This window comes from Ensifer sp. SSB1 (assembly GCF_016652895.1).
Taxonomy (GTDB): Bacteria; Pseudomonadota; Alphaproteobacteria; order Rhizobiales; family Rhizobiaceae; genus Ensifer.
Genome location: NZ_JAEPRP010000240.1, coordinates 1 through 8,380, shown reverse-complemented (window position 1 = coordinate 8,380; position 8,380 = coordinate 1). Strand labels below are relative to the sequence as shown.

The following is an 8,380-nucleotide window of genomic DNA, read 5'->3' as shown; positions in this document are numbered from 1 at the left end:
CGTAGCGGACAGTTCCTGCTGATAGGAATTGGCGAGCGCCGCCTTCTGTCCGGCAAGCGTCGCTTCGGCCTGGGCCAGCTTCTGCGCATAGATGCGATCGTCGATCTTCACCAGCAGCTGCCCGGCCTTGACCGTTTCGTAGTCATGCACCGGAACGTCGGCAACGTAACCCGAGAGCTGCGGACTCATGATCGTGACATAGCCACGCACATAGGCATTCTCCGTCATCTCCACGGAGCTGTGGAACGGTGGCAGCCGCCAAGCATAGAGCACCAGGGTCACGCCGGCGATGCCAGCAAGCAGCACGATGATGGTCGATGGGGAGCGTAGGAACTTCAACATGGTCATCAACTCGATTGATCAGGCGGCCGGTATCGGCGCAGGGCCAGTCAGCCTCTGCGTGAGCCAGTTGCAGGACATGTGCAGGAGCAGGCCTGCGAGCGCGAAAAGCGCGATCGCCGAAGCCAGCAGGAAGGCGTCATTATAGGCGAGGATGTAGGCTTCCCGTGTCACCTGCTGCGACAACAGCAGGGTGCCTTCGCCATTCAGCAAGGCCTTGTCGCCCATCACCTTGCTGTAGGCGGCGGAGAGCTGGTTGACGCGCTGGGCAACCAGCGGGTTGGACAGGACGATCTGCTCGGCCAGAATGTTGGAATGGAATTTCTCGCGTATCGTGATGAAGGTCCCGAAAGCCGCAGAGCCGATCAGGCTGCCGATGCTCTGGGTGAAGAGGAAGATCACGATGAAGCTGAGGATGTAGCTCGGCCCCTTCATCAGCGCGGCCTTGAAGCCGCGCGCCATCGCCGGCGGCAGGAACAGCGCGGTGCCGGACGCAATCATCGCCTGGCTCATATACATCTGCTCGGGCCGCGTCAGGCTTGTCGCCTGGCTGTCCAGGTAAGCGCCGGTCGCCAGCAGCCCGAGCGCCAGGATATGCACGCGCTCCGCATGCTGCGGGTTCATCAGCACGGCACAGAGCAGACCGCCAGCAATCGCCGCTGCGAGGATGATCCAATAGAGCGTTGCGACCTGTTCGAACTGGAGGCCGATCTGCTGGTAGAAGTTCGTGGCGATCGTCGATTGCTCGGAAGCGACCAGGCGGAAGATCAACAACACAGCGGTGAAGTGGATGATCTCCTTCGAGGCGATCCAGCGCACATCGATCAGCGGCACCTGGCGATGAAGCTCGATCAGCACCACGGTCGTCAGTGTCGCGATCGATACGACCAGGAGAACGCCGAGCCAGGGTGCTTCGAGCCACCAGTAGAGACGGCCCATGGTCAGCACGATGGCGAGGCAGCCGAAGGCGATGGCGACCAGCAGGTAGCTCAGAATGTCCATGCGCTGGATGACCTTGGCGTGCGGCACCGGCGTCAGCGGCAGAAGATAGATGATCGGCAGCGCGATCAGCGCCAACGCCATCTCGAGCGTGTAGAGCGCATGCCATTGGCCGTATTCAATCAGGGTCGGCGAGATGAGTCGTGTGATCGGCGCGGAGATCGTCGTGCAGGTGAGCGCCAGTGCGAGGCCGGCCGTCAATTTGCGCGCCGGCGGAAAGGCTTCGAGCATGTAGAGGAAGCCGAGTGTCGACATCGGCGCAGCCGCGATGCCGCTGATGAAGCGGACGACGACGGCGGAATGCAGATCGGAAACGAAAACGTTCATCAGCGATACGATGACGAAGCCGACGATGCTGATTTCGGCAAACCGACGCAGCCCGTATTGGGCGCGAATCTTCACCAGTGCGATCGACAGGCTGACATTGGGCGCCATGTACGCCGCCGAAAGCCAGCCAGCCTCCACGGAGGTTGCCGAGAGCGAACCCTGGACCTGCGTGAGATTGGCCAGCGCCAGGTTCATGCCCAGGCCCTGTGTCAGGAACAGAAGAACGGAACCGACGACATAGACCGCCGACAGCGCCAGGCTCTTGTCGGCTGGGGCTGGCACCGGCGCCGGGACTGGGGCGGGTGCGACGGGAGCAATCTCCTCCAGGTCGCTCGCCTCGTCTGTTTCCAGCGGTGCGACACCGCGATTGTCGGTTGCAGCAGCGGTCGCGACTGCGCTCATCGCTGTCACTCCCGCGCCAGGGACTGAACGTTGTCGGCGATCGCCCGCACCACACGCTTGGTCACGGCAAGTTCGGTCGCATCGATACCGTGCAGCACTTCGGCTCGGATTTCGTCGGCAAGTTTGAGGATTTCGTCAGCGACCGAGCGACCGAAGTCGGTCATGTGGATCTGCTTGGCGCGCCGGTCGGTGGCCTCGACCCTCCGCTCGATGAAACCCTGCTTCTCCATGCCATCGAGCAGGCGCACCAAAGTCGGGGTTTCAATATCGAGCTCATCGGCAAGCTCGCGCTGGTTCAAGCCATCCTTCTTGGTCAAGGCGAAAAGCGCGCGGGCCCGCGACAGCGTCAGCCCCCTCTCCTTCACCCGAGCATCGAACACGGCCCGCAGCTTGCGATTGAGCAGCGACAGGGCATCGAACAATTCGCGGTTCACGGTCGGCTGATACATTTGTACCTTTTCCATATTACTAGCATGCTAATTATTTTGTCTCTATCTAATCCAATCGCTGCCGATTTTCAAGATGGAGATTTGAGCGGAATAGGGAGAGGGCTACACTTGGCTAGCCCGGTTGGGTGATTCGCTCGTCAACGTCCAACTTTGTGGGAAGGCGAGAATCTACGCTTTTGTGAACTTGGCCTGTGGATCAGTCGAACAACGGGAAAAGCGCGAGGCTCTGATGAGACGCTTTGTGAGTGTGTCCCCCCTGCACTTGACCCGGCTCGCGGTAGATCGCAAACCGGTGCCACACCACATAGAGGCAGAGATAAAACGACATGAATGACGCGGCGCGAAAGCTATCCCCTATCAGCAAGGATCAGGTGGACCAGCACTATCGCGAGGCGCCGAACAACCTTGAAGCCGAACAGGCCCTGCTCGGCGCGATCCTCGTCAACAACGATGCCTTCTATCGTGTCTCGGACTTCCTGAAGCCCGTCCATCTGCATGAGCCGCTGCACCGCAAGATCTATGAGGTAGCCGGCGATATCATCCGTATGGGAAAGACAGCGAACCCGGTCACCATCAAGACCTTCCTCAAGGCTGACGAAAAGGTCGGCGACCTGACCGTCGCGCAATACCTCGCGCGCCTTGCCGCCGAAGCAGTTTCGATCATCAACGCCGAAGACTATGGCCGTGCGATCTACGATCTGGCGCTTCGCCGCTCGCTGATCACCATCGGCGAGGACATGGTCAACATCGCCTACGACGCGCCGCTCGACATGCCGCCGCAGGGCCAGATCGAAGACGCCGAGCGCCGCCTGTTCGAACTCGCCGAAACCGGCCGCTACGATGGCGGTTTCCAGTCGTTCAACGACGCGGTGGCGCTTGCAATCGACATGGCGGGCGCTGCCTTTGAGCGCGACGGCAGCCTCTCCGGCATTTCCACCGGCATCCTGTCGCTGGACGCCCGCATGGGCGGCCTGCAGCGCTCGGACTTGATCGTGCTTGCAGGGCGCCCCGGCATGGGCAAGACCTCGCTTGCCACCAACATCGCCTACAACATCGCAGCCGCCTATGAACCCGAAGTCCAGGCCGACGGTTCTTTCAAGGCCAGAAACGGCGGTGTCGTCGGCTTCTACTCGCTCGAAATGTCGTCCGAACAGCTGGCAACCCGTATCATCTCCGAGCAGACCGAAGTGTCCTCGTCGAAGATCCGCCGCGGCGACATTTCCGAGGCCGATTTCGAGAAGCTCGTCGCCTGCTCGCAGATGATGCAGAAGGTGCCGCTCTATATCGACCAGACCGGTGGTATCTCGATCGCCCAGCTTTCCGCCCGCGCCCGTCGTCTGAAGCGCCAGCGCGGTCTCGACTGCCTGGTGGTGGACTATATCCAGCTCATGACCGGCTCGGGCAAATCGAGCGACAACCGCGTGCAGGAAATCACCCAGATCACCACGGGCCTGAAGGCGCTCGGCAAGGAACTGAACGTTCCGATCATCGCGCTATCACAGCTCTCCCGTCAGGTGGAAAGCCGCGAAGACAAGCGCCCGCAGCTTTCCGACCTTCGTGAATCGGGTTCGATCGAGCAGGACGCCGACGTCGTGCTCTTCGTGTTCCGTGAAGAATACTACGTGAAGAACCTGGAGCCGCGCGACGAGTTCGATCCGAAGTACGAAGAGTGGAAGATGAAGATGGAGCAGGTGAAGGGTACGGCAGACGTGATCATCGCCAAGCAGCGTCACGGACCGACCGGTACCGTGAAGCTCGCGTTCCAGTCGGAATTCACGCGGTTCACCGACCTCGCCGATCCCTCCTTCACCCAGTACGAAGAACATTAAGATCATAACGCAATCCCGGACGGAAAACCGCTACACACTTTGTCCTGGAATTGCTCTCTAGAGTTCCGTGGGGGCGGCCGGAGCGGGATGGGAAAAATGTTTGCGGTTTCCCATCCCGCTCTACTTCACGAAAAGCTGCCTAGCCTTGGGGCCAACCGCCACCGTCATCTACCAGGCGCCGCCCAAGACCTGACGCAACAGCGCTACCGAAATCACCCCGACGGCAACGGATGCCAGGAGCGGCAGCCTGGTTGCAGCAACGGCCGTCGCCGCAGCCGCAATCGTTTCGGCCGGACCGGTGACCAGTGCCGTCGGTGCGATGACCGCCATCAGAACCGCCGGCGGAATGGCCTCAAGGGCGCGCTTCTGCCCCTCTCCGATCATCACGTAGCGGATGAGCACGAGCCCGCCGATACGGGTCGCGATCGTCGCGGCCGCCATAGCGACGATCGCAAGCAATGTGTTGAGATCGACGATCACGCGTGGGCCTCCTTGCGTCCGCCTGAAAGCATGGCCACGACAACGCCTGCGGCAGCCCCGGCAGCGATATACCAGACGCCCGGCAGCAATTGATGCGTGACCACAGCCGCACAAGCGCTTGCGGCCAGAACGGCGCCGGTTTCTCGGCCCTTCCAGAACCCCATGACCAGAATGATGAAAACGGCCGGGAAGGCGAAGTCTAGACCGATGACCTTCGGATCGCCCAGCAGGGCGCCAAGCATTGCCCCAGTCAGGCTCGTCAGCACCCAGGCGCAGTAGAAGGGAATGGCGAGGCCGGCATACCAGGCGGGCGTCAGCTTGGCGTTACCCGCGCGCATCTCGGCCATCGCCCAGATTTCGTCGGCGAGAAGCAGCATCGACGCGTAGCGCGCCGGCCCGGAGAAACCGTCGAGCTTGCCGCCGATCGAGGCGCTCATCAGCACATGACGGATGTTGACGAGCAGAGCCGAGAAACCGAGGGCCGCCCAGGACGCCGGATGCGTCCAGATATCCATGGCGACGAACTGCGACCCGCCAGCAAAGACCAGCGCACTCATCAGCGTCACCTCCGCCGGTGTCAGCCCCTTGCCCGCCGCCACGGCGCCAAACACCAGGCCGACCGGCATGACGGCGACGATCAACGGCGTCATCGCCATCGCCGCAGCCCGAAATTCCTGAAATGTACTTCTCTCCTGCAACGTCCCTGTCTCCATTCCCAAGTGAAAACAGAGAACGTCTAGACCGCACGTCAGGTCCCGTATTGAACGAAAGTGATCAGCCGGCGCGGAAGGCCCCGGGTGTCACGCCGGTGCGGGCTTTGAAATGACGGCTGAAATGCGCCTGGTCGGCGAAACCGCACTGATAGGCGGCATCCACCGCCGACCAGCCATGCCTGAGCAAGGTCTTGGCAGCGCGAACACGCTTGTCGGTGAGGAAGGCATGCGGCGTGATATGGAATTCCTTGCGGAAGGCACGGATCAGATGTGCGCGGCTGAGCCCAGCGACCCTTGCCAACTCCTCAAGCCCTATATCCTCGGCAAAATTTTTGGTGAGGAAATCCCGTGCCCGATGCACGGCGGACTGCTCCCGCGTCTCGATCGGGGTGATGATCGTGCTGCCGTGCTTCTCGAACATCGCCGCAAGCACGCTGAACATTTTTTCTTCGGCCTCAAGCGTGCCGCCAGCCAGCTCAAGCGTTCGATGCGCCTGATGAAAGGACAAGGCGAGTTCCGGATCCTGCAGCACACGCTTCGAGAAGGACGGCGTTCCCTTGAAGGCGCGGCCGGTCACATCCTCGATGATGTTCACCAGCAGATCGGCGCTCGGATAGACCATGCGATAACGATAGCCGCTGCCACCGGGATGGCCGTCGTGAATCTCATCGGGATTGATCAGGTAGAAGTCCCCGGGACCTGCTTGCGAGCGCTCGCCCTTGATCTTGCTGATCTGCGAACCGGCCTCGATCGCACCGATGCTGAAGGTCTCATGCGCGTGCGGCGCGAATTCATGGGTGATAAAGGTCGCCGTCAGACATTCCATCCCCATGAAACGAGCGTCGCGCCAGAAACGCGTGCGTTCGGCGCCCTCAATCGGCGTGTCATCGATGGCCTGCTGCTGCGAAATCGTCTGCATGCGGAAACAATAGTGAACCCAACCGGCTCCGTCTTGCACAAAAGTGCTCCGTTCCACGCGGGGCCGTTTCGCGCGGGCGGCGGGGGAGTATTTGCGACCACCGGCCGTTGGCTGTATTGCTCTTTGGATCGTCCACGAAGGTGTCCGGCATGCTCCCCCCAGAATTCCTCTCCGCTTCCAACCGCCTCACGATCGATCTGCGCGCGCTTGCCGATAACTGGCGGACAATGAACGCGCGCTCGGGCAAGGCGCGGGCGTCGGCGGTCCTCAAAGCGGACGCCTATGGCCTCGGCATCGATCAAGCAGCCCCTGCCCTCTATGCTGCCGGTGCGCGCGACTTCTTCGTGGCCAATGCCGAGGAAGGCGAGGAACTGCGGCCGCTCGTTCCGGAGGGGCGCATCTACATTCTCGCGGGCATGTGGCCGGGAAACGAAGAGCTCTTCTTCGACAACGACCTGGTGCCCGTCATCAATTCCGATGAGCAGCTTGCCGTGTTCATGTCAGCACTTTCCGAGCGTGGTGACTACCCCTGCGTCCTGCATATCGATACCGGCATGAACCGACTGGGCCTGACGGTCGAGGCAGCGGTGGCGCTTGCCAACGACCCGGCGCGACCCGCAAGCTTCTCTCCCGTGCTGATCATGAGCCACCTCGCCTGTGCCGACGAACCGCAGCATCCGCTGAACGCCTACCAGCTCGGGCGATTCCGCGAAGCGACGGCCGCCTATGAAGGCGTCGATGCCAGCCTTGCCAATTCCGGCGGTGTGTTCCTCGGGCCCGACTATCACTTCGATCTCACCCGACCGGGCATCGCCGTCTATGGCGGCGAAGCGGTCAACGACATCGCCAACCCGATGACCCCGGTCGTGACCGCCGAGGCCCGGATCATTCAGATCCGCGAAGTCGCGGCTGGCGGCACGGCGAGCTACGGCGCCTCTGCCCGCTTCGACAGGGACAGCCGCATTGCCACCGTCGCGGTCGGCTACGCCGATGGCTACCATCGCTCGGTCTCCGGCGGCGGCGTGACTCTGCGGCAGGCAACGCCATCAGGAGCATTCGGTTTCCTGCACGGCAAGCGCGTGCCGCATGTGGGTCGCGTCACCATGGACCTCAGCCTCTTCGACGTCACCGACCTGCCGGCAGATGCAGCGCGGCCGGGCGATTACATCGAGCTCTTCGGCCGCAACATCGCCATCGACGATGTGGCGCGCGCCGGAGGGACGATCGGCTATGAGTTGCTGACCAGCCTCGGGCGTCGGTACATCAGGAACTATGTCGGCGCCGTCTGACGCGGTTTTCCTGCGTTTTCCCGCAGGCTTCATTAAAATTCACCTTTTGTTCCGCGTTTCGCGGCATTATGTGACGACACAAGTGATTCTCCCGTCACTGCAGTATCGCCGCGCGCGAGCGTCGGTGACCTTTCCAGATTTCGAAAGTCGACCCTGATGGCGAAAGCCCGCACACAATTCATCTGCCAGAACTGCGGCACCATCCACACCCGCTGGGTGGGTAAATGCGAAGGCTGCGGCGAATGGAACACGATCATCGAGGACGATCCGACAGCCGGCATCGGCGGTGGACCCTCGCGCGCGCCAAAGAAGGGACGCCCGGTTGCGCTCACCACACTTTCCGGCGAGATCGAAGATGCGCCACGAATCCAGACAGGCATTTCCGAACTCGACCGGGTGACCGGCGGCGGCTTCGTGCGCGGCTCGGCGCTGCTCGTCGGCGGCGATCCCGGCATCGGCAAGTCGACCGTGCTGATGCAGGCGGCCGCCGCCCTCTCGCGCCGCAAGCACCGCGTCATCTATGTCTCGGGTGAAGAGGCCGTGGCACAGGTCCGTCTGCGCGCGCAGCGCCTGGGTGCTGCCGACAGCGACGTGCTGCTCGCCGCCTAAACCAATGTCTAGGACATCCTGGAAA

8 protein-coding genes and 1 pseudogene are annotated in these 8,380 nt (G+C 62.0%); 3 read left to right on the top strand and 6 right to left on the bottom strand.

Annotated features, from left to right (window positions below; all coding sequences use genetic code 11):
* The 3 genes from I8N66_RS34215 to I8N66_RS34205 all read right to left on the bottom strand — a co-directional run.
* Positions 1-342: biotin/lipoyl-binding protein (locus tag I8N66_RS34215; protein ID WP_291164030.1), on the bottom strand; the 342-nt coding region annotated here is incomplete at its 3' end.
* Positions 343-360: 18 nt separating this feature from the next.
* A complete protein-coding gene (locus tag I8N66_RS34210) occupies positions 361-2,067 on the bottom strand; it encodes an MFS transporter (RefSeq protein ID WP_291164026.1) in 1,707 nt (568 codons plus the stop codon).
* A 5-nt stretch (positions 2,068-2,072) separates the two neighbouring features.
* Positions 2,073-2,516 carry a MarR family transcriptional regulator gene (locus tag I8N66_RS34205; protein WP_113536828.1) on the bottom strand — a complete coding sequence of 148 codons (444 nt, stop codon included), beginning with the start codon at positions 2,514-2,516 and terminating at the stop codon, positions 2,073-2,075.
* Between the two features lie 326 nt (positions 2,517-2,842).
* Between I8N66_RS34205 and I8N66_RS34200 the strand changes: the two genes are divergently transcribed.
* Complete coding sequence (locus I8N66_RS34200) at positions 2,843-4,345, top strand: replicative DNA helicase (protein WP_112995436.1); 1,503 nt, start codon at positions 2,843-2,845, stop codon at positions 4,343-4,345.
* A 168-nt stretch (positions 4,346-4,513) separates the two neighbouring features.
* Here the strand turns inward: I8N66_RS34200 and I8N66_RS34195 are convergent, their stop codons facing one another.
* The 3 genes from I8N66_RS34195 to I8N66_RS34185 form a co-directional block, all read right to left on the bottom strand.
* On the bottom strand, positions 4,514-4,825 hold the full coding sequence (locus I8N66_RS34195) for an AzlD domain-containing protein (protein ID WP_291164022.1): 312 nt from the start codon (positions 4,823-4,825) through the stop codon (positions 4,514-4,516).
* Positions 4,822-5,475, bottom strand: coding sequence for an AzlC family ABC transporter permease (locus tag I8N66_RS34190; RefSeq protein WP_291164034.1), 654 nt, complete (start codon positions 5,473-5,475; stop codon positions 4,822-4,824). The genes I8N66_RS34195 and I8N66_RS34190 overlap by 4 nt, the downstream gene beginning before the upstream one ends.
* Positions 5,476-5,599: 124 nt before the next feature.
* Entirely contained in the window at positions 5,600-6,457 is an 858-nt protein-coding gene (locus I8N66_RS34185) for an AraC family transcriptional regulator (RefSeq protein ID WP_113536826.1), read from the bottom strand.
* Positions 6,458-6,606: 149 nt separating this feature from the next.
* On the opposite strand from I8N66_RS34185, the gene alr reads away from it, so the two are divergent.
* Both alr and I8N66_RS34175 read left to right on the top strand, forming a co-directional pair.
* Positions 6,607-7,746, top strand: a complete 1,140-nt coding sequence (alr, locus tag I8N66_RS34180; RefSeq protein ID WP_291164019.1) for an alanine racemase — start codon at positions 6,607-6,609, stop codon at positions 7,744-7,746.
* A gap of 156 nt (positions 7,747-7,902) precedes the next feature.
* Positions 7,903-8,352, top strand: a pseudogene (locus tag I8N66_RS34175) (ATPase domain-containing protein); the annotation flags it as partial.
* Positions 8,353-8,380 lie beyond the last annotated feature (28 nt).